Here is a 22054-nt window from a genome sequence, read left to right as displayed (position 1 = left end):
CGACTCTCTTCTTCAGAACGTATAAGTCGCCTGGAGCGTGTAGTTGCGTCCGGACAGGTAATAGAACGTGGGGTTGCTCGCCGCGCCGTTGCCCTGGATGACGCTGCGATGGTCGAACAGGTTATTCAACGAAAGTTGCAGTCTTAGATCAGGCAGGAATCGGTAACCGAGATTCAGGTTCGTATAGTTGTATGCCGGCAGCCGCGCATTGGGGTTGTAGTTGGCACCGCTGGTTTCGCCGGTGGCCGTGTAGCGTGCACCCACGTACTTGGTCAGGAACGAACCATAGAACTGGCCGCGGTCGTAGATGAAGCCAACGTCGGCGGTGGAACTTGGCGCATTGGCAATCTGCAGCCCCGTGGTTTTCGAATACGCGCTGTTGATGCTGCCGTTGGCAGTGAAGCTGAAGCCCGAATGGCCCAGCACACGCGTGAGTTCGGCCTCGATGCCCTTGTAGATCACGCCGCCCTGGTTGAAGTACACGCTGATCAGCGAACCGCCTGGGCCAATCGGTTCCTCCACGCTGTTCACCAGGTTGCCGAAGTCGATGTAGTACACGTCGATATCGGCGACCGTCTCCGGCGTCTTCCACACCAGGCCGGCCTGATAGTTCTCGGTGGTCTGCGGCTCGACCTGGCTGCCGTCGCCCTGCAGGATGGTCACCTTCGGCGCCTGGAAACCTTCCGCCCACTGCGCATAACCGGCGAGGTTGGGGCTGAAGCGATAGTTCACCGCCACCGCGCCGAGGTTGGTGCTGAAGTGGCCACTGCCACCCACCGGCAGGAAGTTGGAGACACCGTCCAGCGTGCGGTCGAAGTCCACGTGCTTGAGACCCGGCACCACGCTCAGGTTTTCCACCGGGCGCCACTCCACTTCCACGTAGCTCTGCGTGGTGTTGGAGTGCGCGTTGGTGTCGATGATCTGGTCGTTCGGCGTGCCGGCCAGCGTGCGCGGCGTCATGGTGGAGAGATCCACCGTCACCTCGTGCTGGCTCTGGTACGCATGCTCCGCCCAGATACCCGCGCGCAAGGTGCTGTCGAGCCAACCGCTGCCGAGATCCTTCTCCGCACGCAACATGTCGCCCCACGCACGATACGCACTGTGGTTGATCGCGCCGGGTACGCCACCGTGCGGCAGCAAGGCTTGGTTGGGTGTGTTGCCCAGCAGGTCCACGCCGCCGGGGCCGCCGTCGCGCAGGCTGTACGTGTAGAGCTTGTTGTCCAGGCGCCAGCTGTTGTAGTCGCCATGCAGCTGCAGGTATTCGAAGTCTGCGTGGCGATCGTCCACGTTGTACTTGTAGAAACCTTGGGTGTCCGGATCGTGGGTGAGACCGCCGAAATCGATGCCGTAGCGATCGGTCTGCTTGCGCGGCTGCGCGGTGAAAGTGTTCCAGTTGACCTTGTTGTAGTCGGCAACGAGGGTGAGCGTGGTGTGCTCGCCCAGCGGCTGCTTGATCTTGAACAGCACGTTGTCTTGCTTCAGGCCGGCGTTGTCGAGCAGGCCGTCCGTTTCCAGATGGCTGTAGTTCACCGAGGCCTGCGTGCCGAGGCTGCCGAACGTGCCGGTGTTGCCCTCGCCCGCCACCTGCCAGGTGTTGCCGCTGCCGTACATGGTCGAGAGCTGGCCGGAGGGCTTGTCCGTGGTGGGCGCCGAGTACAACGCCACCGTGCCGCCGAACGTTGCGTTGCCTAGATTGCTCGCCGTGCCCGGGCCGCGATCCACCACCACCTCACCGAGCGACGGCGCGGGAAAGAACGCGGTGGTCGCATGGCCGAACGCACCCGGATCGCCGAACGGAATGCCGTCGAAGCTGACGTCGTACTCGCCGTCCTGGAAACCGCGCACCGTGCCGCTCTTGCTGGAGAAGCCTGCACCGTTCGGCGACGCATTGATCGCCGACGGCGTGAGCTCGAGCAGCGCGAGGTAATCGTCCTTCGGCGACGCGATGGTCTGGATGTAGTTGCGGTTGAGGATGGATTGCGGCTCCAGTGCCGACAGGCTCGCCTGCGAGGGCGCCAGCGCGGAGGCCGTGCCCGGCGGCGCCGCGTTGGGATCGTCGACGGCGGCAGACACCGAAACACCTTGCAGATTGTGCGCATCCTGCGCGGCCACGCCACAGGCGGCAGCGAGGGCTGCCACGCCCAGGCCGAGACGGATTGCTTGACGCATGAACGACAGACTCCTTTTTTGGCACGCAGCCACCCGCCACGGAGCCGTGATGGCCCGGGGATCGTGTCGAAGGCCTTGACATGTGCGACGATGGAAAAGAGTAGTGAAAACTATCGTTCGGTCATGACAGCACGTTGACGCTCATGTGGCGACGCAGCCGGCACGCGAACACGCCGATGCATGCGCACGAATATCGAAGACTGCTAATGTCGCCGCTCGCCACGTCATCGACCACACGCGCTCGACCAACAAGGACCACCCATGGGCACCGGCAACGCCGCGAAGAAAACCGCCAAGCGCGCGGCAAAGATCAACCTCGACACCAAACAGCAACCGGTGCAGCAACGTTCCGTGGAAACGTTCGAGCTTATTCTCGACGTCACCGCGCAGCTGCTCGGCGACGTGGGCGTGGAGCGTCTTTCCACCAACATGGTGTGCGAAAAAGCAGGCATCAGCCCGCCGGCGCTGTATCGCTACTTTCCCAACAAGTACGCCATCCTCAAGGAACTCGGTGCGCGCCTGATGGCATGCCAGAACCGCGCCTATCGCGAGTGGCTGGAAGCGGAGCAGCAACTGGCCTACGACGGATCACGCGAGGCCAGCACGCGCGGCCTGCGCGACATGCAATCGCGCATCAATGCCGCCACCATGGCCTTCCCCGGGGCGGCATGGATCATGCGTGCGCTGCGTGCGGTGCCCACGCTGCGGCATATCCGCCTGGATTCGCACGAGTCCGTCACCGAGACCAGTTATGCGGCACTGCGCGGCCGCTATCCCCATGCGGACGAGGCAGAGCTGCGGCTGTCCATGCGCCTGTCCACCGAAGTGATGTACGCCGCCACGGAAATGGTCATCGACAACCCGCAGCTCGACGGCGACCTCATCAATGCCGAAGTGGCGGACATGGTCGTGCGCTACTACGACAAGTTCGTGGAGAACGAAGAAGCGTATGCGGGCGCACTGAAGAAGCGGGCGGCGGCGAAGAAGCAGGCGAAGCCGAAAACGACGCCCACCGCTCGCAAGACGCGGCGACGCTGATCGCGCCCGCCCGCCCGCATTCAATGCGTTCGCGGCGCGGAGTAATTTTCGCCGGGGACGATCGTCGTCACGTAACCACCGCTCCAGTCGCGATCAAAAATCGATGTGAGCGTGCTTGCCGGCGATCTTCCATTCACGCGAACCGACACGTCCACGGTGGTATGGAAATAGCTCCACTCCCAGTTGCCCGTGCCGATGAACGACTTGTCGTCGTCCGCAACGGCGTACTTGGCGTGCTCGACTCGCGCATAAGGGATGAATCCACTTGGCGATGGCGGAACGCGGCTGAACTTCACCGTGATGTTCGGTAGCGAGGCAAGGCTTTTCAGGTAGGACTGCGTAGGCTCGCCGAGAGACCAGTCGCCGACGATGATGCGCACGTCCACGCCTCGGGCTGCAGCGTCGCGAATGGCCGTGTCCAGATTGGACCACCAACCCTTGGCGCCATACTGCTTGATCGCCGAAAGCGTCATGACCTGTATGCGCATGACATGCTGACTCGCGTTGATCATATGGATCAATGCAACCTCTTCGCCGCTGACCCACGCAGGCATGAGCGATGACGGGCTGAAGGCAGGAAAAGCCGTGATCGGAGAAGCGCCGCCATCATTGAGAATGACCGGATTGTCTTCGGTCACGGGGGTGAAGTCGGGCGACGCCTGGGCTGCCTGGGCCGCCTTGGGCAAATCCGGATGGCCGGCCAATTGCCAGTCGAATTCAAAGGACGCTTCCACGGTCTTGGCAAAACGCTCATTGCGGATGCGCGCGCCTATCTCGTGGATCTGTTCAAGTGCTCGCCAGTCCCAGTTCTGGCTGCCAATGAATACCGCCTCATCGTCGATCACCATGTATTTGGCGTGCAGCACGCCACCCGTCAATTCATCCACGGGAAGCACGCGGATCGTGATGCCAGGGACTTGGCGCAGGCGGTCGACGCCTTCCTGGTTGTTCTTGAGGAACGTGTGATCCACCAGCACGCGCACGGCGACACCTGCCGATGCGCGCTCGGCCAGTGCGTCCAATACGGGCGAAAGTGCCCCGCCGCCTGGCTTGTCGGAAATGTAGAACGCGGCCACATCGATGCTCTTGTGGGCCGACCGTATCATCTGCAGCCAAATGGCCTGCGTGCGCGGCACGCCGGGCTCGCCATAGGAGGTTGCCTCCGGCACGCTTTCAACGATCTGAAAGTCGGCCTCGGGTGAACGCGGAACAGGCTTTGCCGCAACGATCGACATCGCGGAAAACCCCAAGCCCATGCATGCGCAGGCCAGCTTGAGAGTGGCTGATCCAACGCTTCGCGGCCTAGGGAGGCCCCAACAGAATGGCTTCTTTGTCTGAGACTGTTTCATGCGATGGCTCGTGATTCTTCCCGAGAAGCGAAGTGAAGGTATCGGTGTGAGTGGGTTCGGCTGCGATCGCGCATTCGTGATCCTCCAACTCCTCGGCGCTGCCGCGGTTGCCATGATCAAAGGTCGCCTTGATGCTGAGCAGGATGAAGCCCGGACGGCCATCCGGCGATCGCGCCCCGACCACGGCCAGGCCATGACGATCCATGGCGTCCCCAGCTGGAAGTGCTGCCGCCAGGGACTTGAACGGGTCGACGGACAACGATTCGCCATCCACCCAGCGGGCGTCGTAGACATGCCCAGACGGAGGCAGCGGCTGAGGCAGCTTTCGCCACTGCTTGCCCACGGCGGGAAGCAGGCGCTGCAGAACCTGGTGGACATCCGTCCGCACGCAATCGATATGGATGTGGAGCTGATCCTGTGATCTTCCGTATCTGGAATTCACCGCGAGCATCAACTGGTCACGCGGACGACGGCCATGCAATGCCGCCTCCACATAAGACCTCGCGTCCCAGGCGCGCGCAAAGTAGTTGGGCGTGCGTTTCGCCTGCAGTGCCGGATCTTCCACGCCGCTGATGCGCTCAAGAGGAATCACCAGGTACTGATAGCGTCCTGCCTGATCCTTGAAGATGGCGTAGCCGCCATGGGCGCCATTCCCTGGAACTCTGATGCAAGGCGATGGTGGATGTGCGCCAGGGGCCGCAACCGGCACGCAGACTTGATCCATCTTCTTCCAAAGCGCATCGCGGTCTTCGGCAGTGGCTTCCTGCGAAAAGCCCGCCATGACAAGAGTGAAGCAAACGAAGCGCAGCCATCTCTTCCACGATGCGCGAGCCATCATGGAGCGCATGACCCGCCGCCTTGCGGCCGCCCGCATGCAGCGCCTGCTGGTCATGCCCGCTCGCCTCGCGCCAGCAGCCACATGGACACGACGCCAGCGGCAATACCGATGGCGGGCGCCAATCGCGCGCTACCGCTTGCCTTGAGCCACGCCGCGGGAAGGATGTCCGCCAGAGCCACGTACAGGATGGAGCCGGCGGCAAACGCCGCGGTCAACGCGGCCACCTTCGCCGATGGCAACGTGGCGGCCACGACAATCGCCCCTGTTGGCACGGCGATGGCCATGGCGAGCGACAGAAAGAAGGCGCGCCGCGGATCGTAGCCATTGGAAACCAGCACGCCGGCGCTGGCGATCTCGCGCGGAATCTCGTGGATCGCGATAGCGGCAAGCGCTGCATATCCGGCCGCACGACTTGCCAGGAAAGCGCCGGCCAGGATGATCCCGTCGACCGAATGGTGGATGAAATCGCTGGCGAGCGTCATCCGTGCCGCAGGCGCCACTACGCTTGCATCGAAGCGGTGGACGCGCACGGCGTTTTCGACAAAGGCCAGAAACGTCGCGCCAATGACAAACGCAAGCATGATCTTGCTCAGGTCGTCATGCGATCCCAGTGCGTGCGGCAAGAGATGCAAAAGGCTGTCGCCGATGAGCAGGCCCACGGCCGTGGCCTGGAGCCATGGAAGCCAGTGAGTGCGTATGGCGCCCGGCATCCAGACGACGACACGAGAGAACAAGGACGTCGCCCCGAGGACGAGCGACGCCAAGACGATTTCGATCAGACGAGCATGCACTGATACGTTCCGATGAGCCGCTGCTTGGCGACATCCATAAACGCTGGTTACGCCGATGCCTTCTCAGGCGGCGCCAGCTATTGATGTTATGTTATAACATAATAGTGCCGCGTCAATGCGGCGGATGCAGCCCTGTCGGTAGTCACGACAACCTGGCGAGGCAATGGCGATGAGGTCTCGTGCAGGAAGCCTCAAACGCATAGTCCCGCGGAAGGCGTGGACGCCGTTGTTTAGCGGGAAGACATGCAGGCCAAGTGCCATTGCATGCGCGGAAAAGATCCGCGTCGAATGACCGTCCTCGATCGGCCAAGTGAGCATAGAATCGATGGCCGACATCGACGAGGGAAATTCCCATGACACGCATCAGAGCTGGTCTGCTTTTGGTCGCACTGGGAACGATCCTGGGCACGCTGCCGTTCTCGGCGATAGCCGCCGACGACAGCCGCTCGATGGAGTCGGTCGAAGCCATGCCCGCCGGCTACCGCGACTGGAAGCTGATTTCCGTGGCGCATGAAGAAGGCAGCCTCAACGATATTCGCGCCATTCTCGGCAACGAGATTGCGGTCAACGCGTATCGCAACGGGGTGCTGCCGTTCCCCGACGGCGCGATTGTTGCCCGGCTCGCCTGGCGATACATCCCGTCCGAGGAGAACAACAGGGCATTTGGTCGCGCGCAATCCTTCGTTGCGGGTGAGCCGACCAACGTCCAGTTCATGATCAAGGACGCGAAGCGGTACGCCTCTACCGGCGGATGGGGTTTCGTGCAGTTCAACGACGGCAAACCGGCGCACATGGACGCCAAGGCCTGCTTTGCCTGTCACGTGCCCGTCAAGGATCGCGACTTCCTTTTCACGCGCTATTCGCCTTGACGGTTTGCGCTTGCGTCACGCCGAATAACGCGAGCGGCCATCCTGGTCATGAGACTTGCAGGGCGCGCCGTGCGTCAGATGCCCGCATACCATTCGTAACCTTGATCTTCCCAATAACCGCCCTGCCCGTCGCCGATATCGTCGAATGAACTGACCAGTTCGATGCGTGCCAGGTATTTCGCCTGTTTGTAGCCGAGTTGACGCCCGATGCGCAGGCGCAGAGGTGCGCCGTTCGGCACGGGTAGCGGCTTGTCGTTCAACGCAAAGGCCAACAGCGTCTGTGGATGCCTTGCCTCGGCGATATCGATGCTCTCGTAGTAAGGCGTGTCTTCGTCCATCTCGTCGAAGCAATGGAACACGACGAAGCGCGCCCGTGGATCCACGCCCACATGGTCGAGCACGGCGGAAAGCACCGTTCCCTGCCATTTGCCGATGGCACTCCAACCCTCCACGCAATCATGCCGCGTGATTTGCGTACGCGTGTCGAGGCGCTTGAGGTCGTCAATCGAAAGCATGGCCGGCCGACTCACCAGGCCGTCCACCTGAAGCTTGTAATCGCGAAACTCGTTGGCCATCAGGGCCTGATAGGCCGGCGTGGCCGGCATGGTGGTGCCATTGGGATGGAATACCGGCGATATGTCCGCTTCGGTGTATTCCCTGGCCATGCTGCTTGATGGCGACAACAAGGCCTGCACGCGACGATTCAAGCCTTCCGCCTTGCCGAGCACTTTGGGCCCCCACACTGTCTGCGAAATCTGGTCGCAGCCCGCCACCAGGATGCCCGCAACACCCGCCAGGGTCATGCGCAGAAACGATCGACGGTTACTCATGGGGGCGCTCCTCCGCAGGCACGGCATCGTCGTGTGTACGCTGACTTGGGGAGTCCGGATCAACCGGCGTCATGTCGATCGCGTAGCGCCCGGTGATCATGCCTCTGAGCTGGTTGAACATCCCGCTGATCAACACCTCGAAAACGTGGATCAACACAAAAACGACGAAGCCCCAGGCGATGATGAAATGAATGGTCCGCGCCGACTGCCGACCGCCAACAGCTTCGACCATGGGCGAAAGCACGGCATCCATGCGCGGCGACATGGCCAGCCCCATGAGCACGATGCCCGCGCCAAACACGAAGATGACGGTCAAGTAGGCCAGGCGTTGCAGGATGTTGTAGCGCAGCGCCTCTTCGCCATGCGGATGCTTGAAGCGCACATGATCGATGATCGACCGCCCTATCCCGCGCCAGTCTGCGCGGGTTGGCCACAGGTCGCGCTGCAGGTGTCGCGTGGCCATGGCGTAGCCGACATAGCAAAGCCCGTTCAACACGAATACCCACGCAAAGAAGAAGTGCCAACGCCGCCCCATGGACAGCCATTGCGGGCCAGGCACGGTGAGCCAGGACGGAAAGCCCCTCACCTGCGCGTTGCCGTCTCTTCCGCTCGAGACGCCCAGAACCCCGGTCGTGATGAATTCGTGCTGCCCGATGCGCGTCACGCCCACCAGATTTCCGGCGCCATCCTCGCGGGCGCCGAGCTCCAGGATTTCGGTCCCTTTGTCCGATCGATTTCCCCAGTACAGGCTCGGGTGCGCATTGAATATCTGCAAGCCGCTGAAGAACATCAGCGTCAGCGCAAGAACGTTGGTCCAATGCATGATCCGAATCGGCAACGGATGCCGATAGATCACCCGGGTCGACGGCGGAGCCGCCCTGGGGATGGGAGCGGAGACGCCAGCATCAAGACCTTCCGTACTCATGGCCATACTCCCGAGTGGCAGGACAAGTCGAACCATACGCCGGTTAGCTTACTCTCGCCCGCTCCTGGCGCGCCGACTTCTCGCACAACCATGGCGTTTCGTTCGAGTGGCGCTACATCCGATAGGTTTTCAGCTTGTACCAAAGCGTGCGCTCACTGACGCCAAGCAAACGCGCAGCGGCAGCCTTGTTGTTGTCGCTCCGCGCCAGCGCGGCCTCGATGAGTTGGCGCTCCAGGGTCTCGACCCGATCTTTCAGTGCCAGGGGTCCGTCGAGCGATGGCGCGGCGTGTTGCGGTGCTGCCCGTACTTCCCTGGAAAGTTCAGCGGGCAAGTGGCTCGTATCCACCTCGCCATCACGGCAAAGCACGGCGGCCCGTTCCATCAGGTTTTCGAGTTCTCGCACATTGCCCGGCCAGCTGTACGCCTCCAGCCGTTCAAGGGCAGCCGGCGAGAGCCGTGGCGTGGCGCGCCCCAGCTCCAGCGAATATTTGTTGAGAAAGTGATTGGCCAGGATGGCCATGTCGCCATCGCGGTCGCGCAACCTCGGCACGTCGACGCGCACCACGTTGAGCCGGAAATAGAGGTCGCGCCGCAACAGTCCTGCTTCGAGCGCCTCTTGCGGATCACGATTGGTGGCCGCCACCACCCGCAGGTCCACCGGTATCGACGCATTGGCACCGAGTCGTTCGATGCGCCCCTCCTGCAGGACACGCAGCAACTTTGCCTGCAGGCTCGTCGGCATCTCCGTGATCTCGTCGAGAAAGATGGTGCCGCCACTGGCCAGTTCGCACTTGCCCACGCGGTCGCGCAAGGCGCCCGTGAAGGCTCCTTTGACGTGGCCGAAGAGTTCGCTCTCGAGCAGTTCCGTGGGAATGGCAGCGCAATTGATCGGCACGAACAGGCCTTGCCGGCCGGACGCCTCATGGATCGCGCGCGCAACCAGCTCCTTGCCGGTGCCGGTTTCTCCGACGATGAATACGTTGCTGCGCGTCGGTGCCACTTGGCGGATCAGGTCGTAGAGCGCCTGCATGGCCGGGCTGACGCCGACGAATTCCCCCCAGCCACGCGATATCTCTTCACGCAGAAAACGGTTCTCGCGTTGAACGGCCTGCATGGCGAGTGCGCGCGCGACCGCCATCTCGACGGTCTCCATTTCGAATGGCCGGATGATGTAGTCGATCGCGCCCAGCTTCATCGCAGCCACGGCCGTCTCGATGGTGGCGTAGGCCGTCATGACGATGACCGGCACATCCTGGTTTCGCTCGCGCAGCGCGGCGAGCAGTGCCATGCCGTCCATCCGGGGCATGCGCAGATCCGTGAGCACCAGGTCGATGGCCTGCTTCTCGATGATGGCCAACGCTTCCACGCCGTCAGCTGCCTCAAGAACGGCATGCCCCATCGATTTCAGGGATAGCTCGAGGATGCGACGCATCTTCGCCTCGTTGTCCACCACGAGTATCCGCCTGGCGTTCATCGCTTCTGTCCGTCCACCACAAATTGAAGGTTGAAGGATGCACCACCCCAGGCACTCTCGCCTACGGTGATCTCGCCTCCATGTACATGCACGACCTGCTGGACAATCGTGAGCCCCAGACCGATACCTCCTTCGCGACGACTGAAGAAAGGATCGAAGATCGCCTGACGCAAGGCTTCAGGCACGCCAGGCCCGTCATCCACCACGCTGATCGACACCACAGAGGCATCGGAACGGGTAAGCACCTGCACTCGTCCGTGCTCACCCACGAATGCCAGTGCGTTCAGCACGAGGTTGAGCAGCACCTGCATGAGCTGCTCGCGATCGCAGGAGAAAACCAGTTCCTGCTCCGCAAAACTTCGACTGAGCGCCACGCCGGCGTTTTCGGCCCGTGATTCGAGCAGCCCCAGTACGCTGTCGATGATGGCATGCAGGTCGTGCGGGCGAAAATCCGGCGGCGTTGGGCGTGCGCACTCAAGCAGCAACGTCACCAGCCTGTTCAGTCGTTCGGTCTCGCTGAAAATGAAACCGATCAGCTCATGCTCGCGTTCGCCCAGGTGCGGCTGCCGCTGCAGCAGTTGGGCGGAGCTGCGCAAAATACCCATGGGCGTTCGCACTTCATGCGCCATGATGGCGGCCATCTCGCCGACGACCGCAAGCTTGCCCGCGCGCACCACCTGTTCGCGCGATCGCGCCAGGGCATCGATCATCTCCGCGTAAGCGCGGTGCAGCTCATGGATCTCGGAGATATTGGTGGCCGGCAAATGCGGTAGCGCCGCGTCGCGCTGGCGGAAGCTGCGCGTAAAGTCGGTCAGCGCCACGATGGGGAGCGCAATGCGATTGGCCAGTCGCGACGAAATCCACAGCCCCACGAGCAAGGTCAGCACCAGCACGGCCAGCACGACCCACAGCAATCGCCAAATCGGCCCAAAGGATACCGAGGTCGGCTCCATCATGACGATGTGCCAGCCCAGCCCATGGAATTGCTGATAACCCGCGGAGGTGGCGACACCCACCAACAGGGTGCCATAGCCAAGTGCGCCGCCATCGCGCACATAGGATGCGGCGCCCTGTGCCGGCAAAGGCCAATCCAGTTTCAGGCGCGCTACGTTGGCGCGTTCGCGGAGGGCGGCGGAAGCGGCAATCACGTGACCACTATCGTCCACCAGCAGGAGACCTCGCGCACCATGATCCACCGCCTCGTCCAGCAATGCCTGCACCGCGCGCCAGTCCAGCACCACGTAGAGATAGCCGATGTTCCCCGCGCTGAAGGCATTGGGCACCGGCGTGCGCAACATGACGCCCTGGCCATCGGCATCCCAGGCCTGGGCAATGGATACGCTGCCAAGACGGGGCCCTGAAATGGCGCGCCAGACACCCCAGGCCGGCGCTGCCGTTCCGATGAGCGAAGGCTGGCTGGCGGCGACGACGCGCCCATGCTCGTCGATACACAGGAGCGCCGCATAGGCGTTGCCCTGTCCGGCGTGCAGATCGGAAAGGAAATGCGAAAGGCGCTTGTCCACGTCGTTGACGCGAATGTCCTGCATCACCTCCAGCCCGCTCCATACGCGCATGTTTTCGATATGCGAAAAGAGCAGCGTGTCGATGCGCTGCATCACGGTACTGGCGCCAAACTGCAGGTTGCCCGCAATTTCCGAGCGAAGCGCGCTGCGGAACTGATAGAACGACAACGCTCCCACCACCATGACCGTGCCAAGCAGGGTCAGGAACAGCAGGCGGAACAGGGCCGATCGTGTCGTCAAGGTGGTGCCGTCCCGTTGGAGGTAAGAGTGCGTTGCCGCTTCGGTTGGCTGCCGTGCCTTTGCGGCCGCCCCTGCACTGTCGCAGAATCCGCAGCAGCGGCGAGTCCTTTCGAGGGAATGCTCGCACGCGAACCTGTCGTCTTGATGTGCCTGCCGCCTTTGATCCATGCGTGCCGGCTTCGTTCCATTCCCTGCTGGTAGGCATGATCGATGAACAGGCACATGCGCCGCCTTCTGCATCCTGGCCTGGCCACCCTGCTGGTTGGACTGATCCTCGCCTCGCCCGCCCTGGCCGCCGATGACGGTGACAGCGGCTGGAAGCCGGCCCCTTATACGCTGGGCCAAGGCCTGTATTTCCCGGGCCAGGGCTTGCGGGTCGGCGGCTATGCCGACCTCAATTTCTACAGCGTCCAGGGCACCAAGACCAGCTACAACGTACGCGACCTGAGCCTCTTCATCACCCAGGACATCGGCACCCGCTGGCAGCTGTTCACCGAGATCGAGGCCACCAACCCCGTCAACAGCACCGGGCGCACCGATGATGACGATGCCGAGCTCGACATCGAGAGGCTTTACGCCGACTACCACGCCAACCAGGCCATCACGTTTCGATTCGGCAAGTTCCTCACGCCCGTGGGCGAATGGAATCTGGTGCACGCCGACCCGCTGACCTGGACCGTGTCGCGCCCCTTGTCCACCTCGGCCGCCTTTGCGCGTCATGCCAACGGCGCCATGATGTTCGGCACATTGCCGGTCAGCGGGAACGATCTGGACTACTGGGTGTTTGCCGACGACAGCAAAGACCTCAACATCGGCCGCGACCAGGACAACGCATACACCAACTTCGGCACCACCGAGACGCTGCAGAACAATTTTCGCCAGGGCATCGGCGGCAGGGTGCTCTACCACCTGATGGGCGACTCACTCAGCGTCGGCGCCTCCACGTTGAACTACGAGCTGGAATCGCCACGCGAGAAATACTGGCTCAACGGCATCGATTTCAGTTGGACAAGCCGTTACGTGAGCCTCACGGGCGAAGGCATTTATCGCAGCAGCACAGGTAACCAGCCCGATGAGCGCGGCGGCTTCGTTCAGGCCGAAGTGCCGCTGTGGCGGAGGCTGTACTTCATTGGCCGTTATGAGCGTTACCGATCGTCGACACCCGCCCAGACGAGCACCATCCGAACCACGGCACTCAACTTCAAGCCGATTGAAGGCGTGGTCCTCAAGCTGGAGTATCGCGACGGGTCGCACAATGAGTTGCTCGCGCCGACCGGCTGGCTGGCCTCGGTCGCGGTGCTCTTCTGAACATCGCCCCCATGCACGCACACGGCCAGCCATGGGCGAGGTTGCTGCTGATCGGCGCACTGCTGATGTTGGCGCGTGCGTCCGTGGCCGCGCAGTCGCAAATAGCGATCATCACGTCACCGGATGGGCCACAGCTGACCCTGGATCAGACCACGGTGCGCAACGTGTATTTGAAAAAGATCTTCGTGGATGGCCAGGGGCGGCGCCTGACGCCTGTCAATCTTCCCAGCAGCGCGCCCTTGCGCGAGGCCTTTTCGCGTGCAGTCCTGCACATGGACGGTGTCCAGCTGCAGGACTACTGGGATCAACAATACTTTCAGGGCGTGAGTCCACCGTATGTGCTCGGCTCGCCCGACGCCGTTGTCCGCTTTGTGGCAACCACGCCGGGTGCGATCGGCTACGTGGCCAGCTGCCAGGTGGATGCGAGCGTGCGCGTGGCGTTCACCATCACGTTGCCTGCGCACGCGGCCGACGATTTGCCTGCGTGCCCGGAACATCCTGCGCCCTGAGCCAACGCGCAGCCTGCCAATAGTTGCAGACAAAGTTTGCACTCTGCAGGATGCGTCGGATGGCCCGCACAACGTCGAAAACGTCTTTGTACCGAGTCATCAGCCACTTGCGGAAGTGGCACGGATTTCGCACCACGGCACCTGCCCCGCTGCGAACCGCCCATGCCCTGTTGCTGATTCGTCAACTTCTTGCGCCCACCCTTGGACGCCGAGTATTGGCAAGGAACAGCACAGAGGTCAGCACGCACCGGAGCGGATATTGCCAATGATCCCCTCACGCCTATCGGTGCAGCTTGAACGAAACCAAGACACCCCACTGCAACGAGCCGCTGCCTCGCAAAGGCATCTTCCGTATCCTGGTTTGCCGTCCCAACCATCGCCTTGGCAACACCATCCTGCTCACGCCGTTGATCACGGAGCTTGAGCGGCACTTCAAGGGAGCGGAGATCGACGTGATCTCCGAAGGAGACATCGCCGAGGAAGTATTCGCGACGTTCTTCAGCGTGAGGCATGTCTTCTGCCTGCCCAGACGCGGGTTCAAGCACCCCTTGCCCTTCCTGCGCCTGCTCCATGACGTGCGCCGGCGTGGTTACGATCTGATCATCGACCCATGCCTTGGCTCCGGCTTCAGTCGCGCCGTTACCCGACTGCTCCATGCCACCTATAAGCTGGGCTTCAGTGATACGCCGCAGCACTCGGGCCTCACGCATGCGGCCCCCACAAGCATTGCCATGCAACACATGGCCAAGCGCCCGATCAACTTGCTGCGCTGGGCACTCTGCCAGGAGCATGCCGACGAGCTGGGCTATCCTGCGCTGGATATTCGACTGACCGATCTCGAACTGGCTCACGGTCGGCGCGTCGTTGCAGAGCTGCTTTCGGTATCGCGACAGACGAGCTCGCCCCCGGTCGTTGGCGTTTTCGCCAATGCCACGGGCGCCAAGCGCTATCCCATGGAGTGGTGGCGCGAGTTCATCGACACCTTCAAGACGCTGTGCCCGACAGCGAGCATTCTCGAATTCATTCCCATGCATGGCCATTCCATGCTCGGCTCCGAGTGGCCCGGCTACTTCTCATCGGATATTCGCCGCATGGGCGCCGTCATGGCCGGCATGGATCTGATGATCACGGCAGACTGCGGCGTGATGCATCTCGCGGTGGCATCACGCGTGGCTACGGTAGGCATGTTCAGCGTTACCGACGCATCGGTGTACGCCCCTTATGGCCACGGCAATTCCCCGCTTCCCACGCAGGGCCTGTCCGCGCGCGAAGTGGCCTGCCGCGTCGTGGCGGCGCATCCTGATCTGCTCGGCCGCCACGTGCCCGCGTCGTCCGTCGAGGAGTTGCAGTCCATGCGCGGCGGCGATCTGTTCCTCTCCCAGGCATGGGCGCCATGACGGAGCCGTATCGCATGCCTGGCAGGCCTGCCGCAGAGCGTGCCGACGCCATGCCGTTGAATCGACATCACCCGGAAAGCAAACCGCACGATGACGCGGCCCCGGCATGGCCGCGCGAACGCCTGGAACGCTGGCTGCTGATGCTGGGTGCGTTGCTGTTGCTCGCAGCCGGCATTGGCCTGCGCGGACCCACACCGTCGGATGAACCACGTTTCGCCCTGGTGGCGCATCACATGGTGGCATCGGGGAACTGGCTGATTCCCCATCGCGGCAGCGATTGGTATTCGGACAAGCCGCCGCTATTCATGGCGGCTCAAGCATGGTCGTACACGCTTACCGGCAACTGGTCGATCGCTTTCCTGCTGCCCTCGTTGCTCAGTTCGCTGGGCACCTTGTGGCTCGTGTATGACCTGGGGCGACGGCTGTGGGGTCACCGTGCGGGCTTGATGGGCGCTCTCGCCTTGCTTTGCACGGTTCAATTCGTGTTCCAGGCCAAGCGCGGACAGATCGACCCAACCGTCACTTTTTTCATCACGCTGGCCAACGCCGGCCTGCTGCGGCATTTGCTGCTGGGTCCGCACTGGCGCGCGTTCTGGCTCGGCTGCTTCGCCGCCGGCCTGGGCGTCATCACCAAGGGCGTCGGCTTTCTGCCGCTGATGATGCTGTTGCCATGGCTTGTCGCCGTACGGCGTCGATGGCTGTGGATGCCGGCGGTCACGGGGAGCGGTGCGCAATGGACCGGTGGGCTGCTGGCTTTCGCCATGGCCATCGCGCTGTGGATGGTGCCTTTACTGCTCTACGTGCACCTCCATCAAAGCAACGAAGCGCGCGCCTACCTTCACGACCTCTTTTTCAACCAGACCGTCAACCGCTACGTCCATCCGTGGAACAGCTTCCAGCCACCGTGGTTTTATCTCACGGTGATATTCACCTCGTGGCTGCCGCTGAGCCTGGCGTTGCCCGGCCTGGTGCCGGCATGGATGGAGCGGCTTCGCGCACACGATGCACGCATCCTTCTGCCCCTCGGCTGGATCGTCATGGTCATCGTGTTCTTCAGCCTCACCCGGGCCAAGCGCGATGTGTACATCATGCCGGCACTGCCGATGCTGGCACTCTGCGCGGGCCCGTATCTGGAAGATGCACTGCGGCAACGCATGCTGTCATGCGTGGCCAAGGGCTTTCTGCTGCTACTCGGCGGCGCGGCACTTGGCATCGGCGTGGCGGCGCTCGGGTTTCACCCTGACGTGGCCGAGCGTTTCGCTGCCGCTCGTCAATTGGGCAAACAGACATCCCTGTGGTGGAGCCTGTGCATCGCGCTAGGTGCCTGGTTGCTGCTGCAGGTCGCGATATTTCGTCGCCATCATGCGGGCGCAGCCGTGCTCGCCGGCATGGCGGGCGTCTGGGTGATATGGGGGTTTGGCATGGCGCCTTTACTCGCGCGAGCCAGCTCTCCCGCCGCGTTGGTCGATCGCGTCGAACGGACCATCGGCCCACACGCCGAACTCGCCCTGGTGGCATGGAAGGAAGAGCTGCCATTGGCCTTTGCGCGACCTCTCGTCGACTTCGGGTTTGTCACGCCATGGCACCAGCAGTTGGCGTCGGCCATCCGGTGGCAGGCACAGGCGCCATCGCAACGATGGGTGCTGGTGCTGGCCGATGTGATGGCGCCATGCATCATCCCCGCAGCGACGGTGGATGTGGGCGTCACCAGCGGGCATGACTGGCGGCTGTTCCGCAGCGATGCCGTGGCTCCCTCATGTCGTGATGGTCTGGTGCCGACGGGTGCGCTCGAGGACTGGGGAGGCATCGACAGTCGCCGTTGATGCCTCCTGAATTTTTGACGCCACGCTCCCGAGCCGACTGTGTTCTTCCCTGATACCCACGACCCATCCACTCGCGCCACGTTCCACGTTCGGCTTGCGGCGTTCCTGCCCTGGGCCTGGCTGCCGTTGTGGATCGCGGCAGCGCTTGTCGCGATATTCCAGCACGGCCCCATGCCGATGTACTCCACGCGAACCCTCTCGGTGGCGTGGGAAATGTGGACGCACCACAGTCTGCTGGTGCCCTATCTCAACGGCCTGCCCTATAGCGACAAACCACCGTTGCTGCTGTGGCTGATTCAACTGGGCTGGGCCGTTGCGAGCGTCGGTGACGTCTGGCCACGCCTGCTCGAAGTGATGCTCGGTGCACTGCAGCTGATCCTGGCGTGGCGACTGGCGCGCCGATTGTTCCCACGAAGCGCATGGATCGCACACGGCACCGCCTGGATCCTGCTCGCCTTCAGTTATGGCTTTTTGTTTGGCCTGCAGGTTATGTACGAGGTGCTGTTGGCCGATTGCGTGCTGGCCGCGCTGCTTTGCCTTGCGCCTTCCGCGCATGGAGAACCGCCCCGCATGGGCGGGTTTGCGCTGGCGCTCAGCCTTGGCTTGTTGACCAAGGGGCCGGTGATGCTTCTGCACGTTGGCCTGCCCTGGCTGCTCGCCCCGTCATGGAGCGAATGCGCCCGGCGCGATGCGCGACGGTGGTATGTGTGTGGAGGCATCGCCTGCCTCGTTGCCTGCAGCGTGCTGCTGGCGTGGGCCCTCCTGGCGGCATGGAGTGGCGGCGAAACCTATCGGCACATGCTTCTCGTACATCAGACAGCGGGCCGCGTCGTCGATGCCTTCGCTCACGCGCAACCCGTGTGGTGGTATCTCCCCATAATGCCGTTGCTCGTGTTTCCCTTCGCGCTATGGCCTCGCGCCTGGGCGGCGCTGGGCACATGGCGTCGTCCGCTCGAACCCGGCGTGAAGTTTCTGTTCGCATGGCTTGGTTCCGTACTCGTGGTGCTGTCCATGGTCAGCGGCAAACAGGCGTATTACCTGCTGCCCGAGTCCGCAGGCCTTGCCCTGCTGATCGCGGCGTCGCTGGCGCGCCTGCCAAAGGGCGATGCGGGCGGCAGTCGCTGGTTGTCCCCGTGGCCGCTGGCGCTGTTGCTCGCGGTTGGCGGCGTGCTACTGATTGCCATGGATTGGCTGTTGGCGCATGGGCATCTTGCCGACCCCATGTTTGCATCGCTGTCTGCGCACAGCCAGCCGTTTGGCGCCCTGTATCTGGTTCTGGCAGCGGCGCTCACCGTATCACGCAAGAGAGAGTTGCAGCGCATCGCCGTCGTGAGCCTGCTGGCCGTGGTGGCCGCGAACGGTCTTTTCAGCATGACGTTGTGGCCCGCTTACGACTTCGCTCCGGTTGCCCGTCTGCTCGCCCATGCGCAACAACAGGGGCGCCCCATCGCCAATCTCGAATCGAACGACGGCCAATACACTTTCCTCGGACGCCTTACTCAGCCCATTACGGAACTGCACAGTCTTCGCGCCCTGAGAGAGTGGGCAAGCCATCACCCCGATGGCCTGGTGGTCATCTATCCCAAGCGCCTTGGCGATGCGGATCGCGTGCACGCCATCTATACCCAGCCGTTCCGCGGCATATCGCTGGCGGTGTGGCCCGCTGAAGCGCTCGTGCAGGCGCTCCCGGAGGAACGCTTGTGACGTCGCGCGCGCGATATCCGCACAAGCGCGGCCTTTAACCCACGCATGTGTTCCTACATTTTTTGCAAACGAAATTTGCAGAGTGCAGGTTTTGCATGGCCCCGCCGACGCACGGCGGATTGCGAAACATGCACGCACTCAGCCACTTAGTCATATGGCATGGAATTGGCAAAAGGGTAAGCAGACCCTAGCCAACGCAGAGCCTCATCCATGCCCGCAATGGCCGGCACCGCCCCGGATCGGTTCCACGCAACGCAACCTCATCACTCGCTGCTCCACCCCGGGAGCGAACGCATGAGCATTCAAAGCAGCCCATGGTGGATTGCCGCCCCGAGCGACCAACCCGTTGGCCCCTCGTCACGCGCTTCACAACGACACGCCTGCACGCGCCTGCGGGGTAGCACGACCGCCATGCCTGCACGGAACGCACGCATCATCCGCGCGGCTCGCGCGTCAACATTTGCTTGCCGCCGCCTGCCCCCAATCGCGGGCAAGGCGGCATCACCTCTCGCGCAGCCCATGGACCGGCACGCATGAACAGCAACCTGAGCATGCCTGCCGAATCGGTTCGGGCAAGCACGCGCATCCACGCAAGCTCATTCCTGTGGGTGTTGTTGCTTGGCCTGCTTCTTGGCCTGGCGTTTCAGGGCTCGCGAGGACTGTGGAGCCCGGACGAAGGGCGCTATGTGGGCGTGGCGTTGCAGATGATGGACTCCGGCAACTACCTCGCGCCCGCCTACAGTCCTGCATCACTCAATTTCTCCAAGCCTCCATTGACCTATTGGGTGATCGCTGCGTCGCTTCATGTGTTCGGACGCAATACCTGGGCGGCGAGATTGCCCTACGCAGTCGCCTACCTGGCCACGTTGGCGCTGCTCTTTGCCATGGGCAGGCGAGCCAGCCCGCGCAAGCCCTGGCTTCCGGCGCTGATCTACGCCACCAGCCTGTTTACGTTCTTCAGTTCAAACATCATCAGCACGGACGTGTTGCTCACCCTGACCGAGGGCCTGGCGATCGCTGGCTTCATCGCGGCCACCTGGCCTGAAACCGGCATCGAGCAACGGTACGGCCTATTCGTGATGTGGCTCGGCTTTGGCTTGGCCTTTATGACCAAGGGCCCTCCGGGGCTGCTGCCACTTCTTTCCGTCGCGGTGTTCACCAGCATCTGTGGCGGCTGGCGTGAGGTCGTTCGCCTGCTGCATCCCGTCGGTGTTGCGATATTTCTGCTGGTGGGGTTCACCTGGTATGCCATCGTCATTCTTCGCTACCACGGCTTGCTTCACTACTTCCTTCATCAGGAGGTCTATGGCCGCATATTCACCGCCATGCACAAGCGCCACGCGGGCGCCTTCGGATGGGCGGTGGCGTTTCTCCCTGTACTGCTGCTCGGGACGGCCCCTTGGTGGCGCGGCCTCGCTGGAGCGTGCCGCGACCTGGCAACGCCCTCCCGCTGGGCGCTTTGGCGGAAAGAGCATTCGATACAACTGTTCCTCGGCCTGTGGTTCGCCATTCCTTTCCTGATCTTCTGCCTGTCGCAGTCACGACTGCCGCTATATCTCCTGCCGCTGTTTCTTCCCCTCGCGCTGCTCGCCGCATCGCGCATGGAACACACGTTCGACATCAGTCGACCGCGGACCGCTGGCCTGTTGGCTCTATGGATCGTGCTGCTGCTTGCCACCAAGGGCATCGCGGCCCACGGCTACGGCGCGACCGTGGACAACCGCCGTGCGGCGAAAGAGATCGCTGCCGCCGTGGACTCGTCCGACTATCACGCACTCATCTTTCTGGAAGAAGCCACGGACACCTATGCCGTGGAAGAGCAGACGCTCTGGGGCCTGCGGCTTTATCTCGATCGCCCCGTGTATGGAGTCTGGTGGCATAGCCCGGACGCGGGCGCGCAGATCTGCGCCGCCATCAAAACGCAAGGGACATCCCTGCTGCTGCTCGATCGCGACATCCCCAGTGCCAAGGCGCAGGCACTGCTCACCGCATGTGGCGCCTCCGCCAAGCCCGTCGGCCTCTGGCGAAACAACATGCTTTTCCTCGCCCAGGGTCTTTCACCTTGATAGGAGGGCGTATGTTCAGTCGACGATCAGCAGCCTTCGTCCTCATGCTCGCCTGCAGCCCCTGCTGGGCTGGCAGCGGCATTCTTGGCCTTGACCACACCGTGCCGTACGACGACAGCGGCATCTGGAAACGCAGCCATCAGGAAGCGCTGATCTATGGCTCCATCCTCACCGTGGGAGTCGGCGCGCTCTGGCTAGGCGACGACAACAAGCTCGGCGACACCTTCTGGCGGTCGGTGGATTCGATGGCCGTGAGCGCCGTGAGCGCACAGGCGCTCAAATGGACCTTCCAGCGTGAACGCCCCTCGCAAACCGACAACCCCAACAAGTGGTTCCAAGGCTTCCACGCGCAAAGCTTTCCGAGCGGAGAGGTAGCGACCATATCCGCCGCCGTCACGCCCTTCATCGTCTCTTACGGCAGCGACCATCCGGCGGTCTACCTGCTCGCACTCCTGCCTGCCTACGACGCCGTGGCCCGCGTGAAAACGCATGGGCACTGGCAGAGCGACGTACTCGTTGGCGCCGCCCTCGGCGTGGGAGTGGGCCTATGGGCATCTCATCGCGACTCACCGTGGATTCTTTCGCTACTCCCCGGGGGCTTCCAGGTTGGATACGTTCATCACTTCGATTGAATGCGCGAACTGTCGCAGTGCGGGAACGCGTCCGCGCGGAGTCGGCAGGTTTAAATGAGATCGCTACTGACGCCGGGAGTCATCCCGTGCGCAAGCCCTGATTTCGTCGCAAGAAAAATAATCTACGAAAGCGCGGCCATCGGCCATTGCACGACATAGTCTGACTTGCCGGCGATCGGTGTCATAAGGCCGGCTAACAAAACCGTGCAGCCCGCATCAATCGTCATGCACAGAATGGCAATGACGCGTAGCGGCCAATAACGCGCCGCCAGGACAACGGGCGACCATAGCCGCGCTTTCCATCACGCAGAAACTTCCTGCCATCACCAAACTCATATTCTTCTGGCGCGCCGCTGGGCTTACGCCACCAAAACCGCGCCTCGGCTCAATGGACCCAGGACGCTGAACCCCGGCCGAAACCATCTCGTGGCACGACCAGCCTTATAGCCAGCTTATTAAATCGCGTTAGCGAATCTTAGATTTAACTTAGTAAATAGATTTCACAAATCTTATGATTATCTTAGCGAAAATAAATACGATTATTCTCCAGATTATCGAATAATCATTTT

Annotated in this window: 17 protein-coding genes; 9 read left to right on the top strand and 8 right to left on the bottom strand. The window is 62.5% G+C overall.

Annotated elements, in window-relative coordinates:
* Positions 1-12: 12 nt before the first annotated feature.
* Complete coding sequence (locus ABIC75_RS01245; RefSeq protein ID WP_354012046.1) at positions 13-2169, bottom strand: TonB-dependent receptor; 2157 nt, start codon at positions 2167-2169, stop codon at positions 13-15.
* Between the two features lie 261 nt (positions 2170-2430).
* Between ABIC75_RS01245 and ABIC75_RS01240 the strand changes: the two genes are divergently transcribed.
* Positions 2431-3207: a TetR/AcrR family transcriptional regulator gene (locus tag ABIC75_RS01240; protein ID WP_354012045.1), complete on the top strand. Its 777-nt coding sequence runs from the start codon at positions 2431-2433 to the stop codon at positions 3205-3207.
* Between the two features lie 20 nt (positions 3208-3227).
* Here ABIC75_RS01240 and ABIC75_RS01235 read toward each other — a convergent pair whose 3' ends face one another.
* Genes ABIC75_RS01235 through ABIC75_RS01225 form a run of 3 tightly spaced genes read right to left on the bottom strand, consistent with a single transcriptional unit; the run spans position 3228 to position 6053 of the window.
* Positions 3228-4556: a phospholipase D-like domain-containing protein gene (locus tag ABIC75_RS01235; protein ID WP_354012044.1), complete on the bottom strand. Its 1329-nt coding sequence runs from the start codon at positions 4554-4556 to the stop codon at positions 3228-3230.
* Positions 4510-5403, bottom strand: a complete 894-nt coding sequence (locus ABIC75_RS01230) for a CDP-diacylglycerol diphosphatase (protein ID WP_354012043.1) — start codon at positions 5401-5403, stop codon at positions 4510-4512. The genes ABIC75_RS01235 and ABIC75_RS01230 overlap by 47 nt, the downstream gene beginning before the upstream one ends.
* Positions 5404-5444: 41 nt before the next feature.
* Complete coding sequence (locus tag ABIC75_RS01225) at positions 5445-6053, bottom strand: ZIP family metal transporter (protein WP_354012042.1); 609 nt, start codon at positions 6051-6053, stop codon at positions 5445-5447.
* 485 nt (positions 6054-6538) lie between these two features.
* Between ABIC75_RS01225 and ABIC75_RS01220 the strand changes: the two genes are divergently transcribed.
* Positions 6539-7054, top strand: coding sequence for a cytochrome P460 family protein (locus ABIC75_RS01220; RefSeq protein WP_354012041.1), 516 nt, complete (start codon positions 6539-6541; stop codon positions 7052-7054).
* A 74-nt stretch (positions 7055-7128) separates the two neighbouring features.
* On the opposite strand, the gene ABIC75_RS01215 is transcribed toward ABIC75_RS01220, so the two are convergent.
* The 4 genes from ABIC75_RS01215 to ABIC75_RS01200 all read right to left on the bottom strand — a co-directional run bounded on the left by ABIC75_RS01215 (position 7129) and on the right by ABIC75_RS01200 (position 12046).
* Positions 7129-7884 carry a molybdopterin-binding protein gene (locus ABIC75_RS01215; RefSeq protein ID WP_354012040.1) on the bottom strand — a complete coding sequence of 252 codons (756 nt, stop codon included), beginning with the start codon at positions 7882-7884 and terminating at the stop codon, positions 7129-7131.
* Positions 7877-8809: a cytochrome b/b6 domain-containing protein gene (locus ABIC75_RS01210; protein ID WP_354012039.1), complete on the bottom strand. Its 933-nt coding sequence runs from the start codon at positions 8807-8809 to the stop codon at positions 7877-7879. The genes ABIC75_RS01215 and ABIC75_RS01210 overlap by 8 nt, the downstream gene beginning before the upstream one ends.
* 112 nt (positions 8810-8921) lie before the next feature.
* On the bottom strand, positions 8922-10283 hold the full coding sequence (locus ABIC75_RS01205) for a sigma-54-dependent transcriptional regulator (protein ID WP_354012038.1): 1362 nt from the start codon (positions 10281-10283) through the stop codon (positions 8922-8924).
* Positions 10280-12046: an ATP-binding protein gene (locus tag ABIC75_RS01200; RefSeq protein WP_354012037.1), complete on the bottom strand. Its 1767-nt coding sequence runs from the start codon at positions 12044-12046 to the stop codon at positions 10280-10282. Before ABIC75_RS01200 ends, ABIC75_RS01205 begins: the two co-directional genes overlap by 4 nt.
* A 222-nt stretch (positions 12047-12268) precedes the next feature.
* Here ABIC75_RS01200 and ABIC75_RS01195 point away from each other — a divergent pair, with 222 nt between their 5' ends.
* The 7 genes from ABIC75_RS01195 (at position 12269) to ABIC75_RS01165 (ending at position 21485) form a co-directional block, all read left to right on the top strand.
* The gene (locus ABIC75_RS01195) at positions 12269-13354 is read left to right on the top strand and encodes a porin (RefSeq protein ID WP_354012036.1); all 1086 of its coding nucleotides are present in this window, start codon (positions 12269-12271) and stop codon (positions 13352-13354) included.
* A gap of 11 nt (positions 13355-13365) precedes the next feature.
* A complete protein-coding gene (locus tag ABIC75_RS01190; protein ID WP_354012035.1) occupies positions 13366-13863 on the top strand; it encodes a hypothetical protein in 498 nt (165 codons plus the stop codon).
* 293 nt (positions 13864-14156) lie between these two features.
* On the top strand, positions 14157-15260 hold the full coding sequence (locus ABIC75_RS01185) for a glycosyltransferase family 9 protein (protein ID WP_354012034.1): 1104 nt from the start codon (positions 14157-14159) through the stop codon (positions 15258-15260).
* Positions 15257-17083: an ArnT family glycosyltransferase gene (locus ABIC75_RS01180; RefSeq protein ID WP_354012033.1), complete on the top strand. Its 1827-nt coding sequence runs from the start codon at positions 15257-15259 to the stop codon at positions 17081-17083. The genes ABIC75_RS01185 and ABIC75_RS01180 overlap by 4 nt, the downstream gene beginning before the upstream one ends.
* Before the next feature lie 39 nt (positions 17084-17122).
* A complete protein-coding gene (locus tag ABIC75_RS01175) occupies positions 17123-18787 on the top strand; it encodes an ArnT family glycosyltransferase (protein WP_354012032.1) in 1665 nt (554 codons plus the stop codon).
* A 614-nt stretch (positions 18788-19401) separates the two neighbouring features.
* Positions 19402-20853 carry an ArnT family glycosyltransferase gene (locus tag ABIC75_RS01170; RefSeq protein ID WP_354012031.1) on the top strand — a complete coding sequence of 484 codons (1452 nt, stop codon included), beginning with the start codon at positions 19402-19404 and terminating at the stop codon, positions 20851-20853.
* An 11-nt stretch (positions 20854-20864) separates the two neighbouring features.
* Positions 20865-21485, top strand: a complete 621-nt coding sequence (locus tag ABIC75_RS01165; RefSeq protein ID WP_354012030.1) for a phosphatase PAP2 family protein — start codon at positions 20865-20867, stop codon at positions 21483-21485.
* Positions 21486-22054: the final 569 nt, after the last annotated feature.

Source organism: Dyella japonica, from assembly GCF_040545895.1.
GTDB lineage: Bacteria > Pseudomonadota > Gammaproteobacteria > Xanthomonadales > Rhodanobacteraceae > Dyella > Dyella japonica_D.
The sequence above is the reverse complement of the archived record's forward strand: the minus strand, read 5'-3'. Positions and strand labels throughout refer to the sequence as shown.